Origin of the sequence: uncultured Ellagibacter sp. (assembly GCF_934636505.1) — a bacterium.
Taxonomy (GTDB): domain Bacteria; phylum Actinomycetota; class Coriobacteriia; order Coriobacteriales; family Eggerthellaceae; genus Ellagibacter.
Window position 1 is genome coordinate 1 of record NZ_CAKUAL010000126.1, and the last position, 2,188, is coordinate 2,188.

A 2,188-nucleotide genomic window follows, 5' to 3' on the forward strand; every position below is an offset into this window, starting at 1 on the left:
GGATAAAGCTGCACACTGCGCTGTTCGGCCAGGGGCCGCGCAGCGGTTTGAGGTTTGTGGGCGTGATACCTGCGTCGGGCATGCATGCAAGCGTGGGCCCGCTTATTTCACTTACGCACGCATAGGGCTCGGGGGTGTACTCCATGAGGTGCATATCGCGTGTGGGGGTGATGAAGTGCTCCATCACAAGACAGGTGGGGGAAAGGGGCATGATCCACGCTCGTCCACGTGCTCGGGCGTTCGCAACTTCGCCGGTGAAGACGGCGCCTCTGCTTTTCAGCTCAAGGCCGAACTGCTCGAATTGTGGCGCGTAGAGCTCGGTTATGTCGGTGGTCGACCGCGGCATTTGCGAAAGCGTCCCTTTCCTTTACGAAATCGTCCGACTCTGTCTCGAGAATGAACCTGGGCTAACAATTGAATGATAAGTTTATTACGGTTAACTATCAAGCCATTAGAAAGGAAATGCATGGCTAAGGAGAAGAAAAAGGAAGGTGGGGGCATCGGTGAGCTGCTTGCGTACGCCGGCGACCGCAAGTTCCTCACGTACCTGGGGATGGGGTTGTCGGCGGTGTCGCAGCTCTTGAGCTTCGGCCCCTACGTGTGCATCTGGTTCGTGGCGCGCGACCTCATCGCCGTGGCACCCAACTGGAACGAGGCCACGGCCATCGCCGCTTACGGCTGGTGGGCCGTGGGCTTTGCCCTGGCGAGCATCGTGGTCTACTTCGCGGGCCTTATGTGCACGCACCTGGCGGCGTTCCGCTGCGCGTCCAACATCCGCAAGACCACAAGCGAGCACCTGCTCAAGCTGCCGCTCGGCTACTTCGACGCGCACGCCACCGGTGAGCTGCGCCGCATCGTTGACGGATGCGCTGCCTCGACCGAGACGCTGCTCGCGCACATGCTGCCCGACATTTCGGGTGCCGTGGCCATGGTCGCGGGCCTGCTCGTGCTGCTCTTTGCCTTCGATTGGCGCCTGGGCGCGGCCTGCCTCATCTCGGTCGTTATTTCGTTTGTGGCGATGGCGACCATGATGAGCGGCAAGGGCGGCGAGTTCATGAAGGCCTATATGGGCGCGCTCGTGCGCATGAACAAGAGCGGCACCGAGTACGTGCGCGGCATCCCCGTGGTCAAGGTGTTCCAGCAGACGGTCCATTCGTTCAAGGCCTTCCACGATGCCATCGCCGACTATGCGCGCATGGCGCAGGACTACGCCGGCACGTTCTGTCGCGCGCCTCAGGTCGCAAACCTCACGGCCCTGAACGGTCTTGTGGCGTTCTTCTTGCCCGTGGCGCTGCTGCTTGCCCCGGGGGAGGCGGATTTTGCCCGGTTCGTTGCCAACTTCGCGTTCTACTCGATCTTCTCGGCTGTGGTGCCCACCGCGATGACCAAGCTCATGTTCGTGGGCGAGGCCTCGCAGATGAGCGCCGACTCGTTGGCCCGCATCAGAGGCATTATGGAGGCCAAACCCCTCGCTGTCTCGCCTGCGCCCAAGCGCCCGACGAGAAACAGCGTGCGCTTCGACGATGTGAGCTTCACGTATGAGGGGGCTGAAGGTCCTGCCGTCGACCATGTGAGCTTCGACGTCCCCGCTGGCAGCACGCTCGCGCTCGTCGGACCCTCGGGCGGCGGCAAGTCCACGTGCGCCTCGCTCATCCCGCGCTTCTGGGATGCGACTTCGGGCAGCGTGCTCGTGGGCGGCGTCGACGTGCGCGACATCGACCCGCACGAGCTTATGGACCACGTGGCCTTCGTGTTCCAGACGAACGAGCTCTTCCGACAGACGCTCGCCGACAACGTGCGCGCCGCGCGGCCTAACGCCACGGATGAAGAAGTGCGCGAAGCCCTCGCCGCCGCCCAGTGCGACGACATCGTGGCGAAGCTGCCGCAGGGTATCGACACCATGCTCGGGGCCGGCGGCGCGTATCTTTCCGGCGGAGAGGTCCAGCGCGTGGCGCTTGCCCGCGCGATCCTCAAGGATGCGCCCATCGTCGTGCTCGACGAGGCGACGGCCTTTGCCGACCCGGAGAACGAGGTCCTTATCCAGCGCGCCTTCACGCGGCTGGCTGAGGGGCGCACGGTCATCATGATCGCCCACAGGCTCTCGACCGTCATGGGCGCGGACCAGATCGTGGTCCTCGACCAGGGGCGCGTTGCCGAGATCGGCTCGCACGAGGCGCTTCTTGGCAAG

Annotated in this window: 2 protein-coding genes; one reads left to right on the forward strand and one right to left on the reverse strand. The window is 63.8% G+C overall.

Annotation, left to right across the window (positions count from 1 at the left end; translation table 11 throughout):
• On the reverse strand, positions 1-346 hold a 346-nt coding region (locus Q0G18_RS09380; RefSeq protein ID WP_297152430.1), incomplete at its 3' end, for a hypothetical protein.
• A 120-nt stretch (positions 347-466) separates the two neighbouring features.
• On the opposite strand from Q0G18_RS09380, the gene Q0G18_RS09385 reads away from it, so the two are divergent.
• The coding region (locus tag Q0G18_RS09385) for an ABC transporter ATP-binding protein (protein ID WP_297152433.1) at positions 467-2,188 on the forward strand (1,722 nt) is incomplete at its 3' end.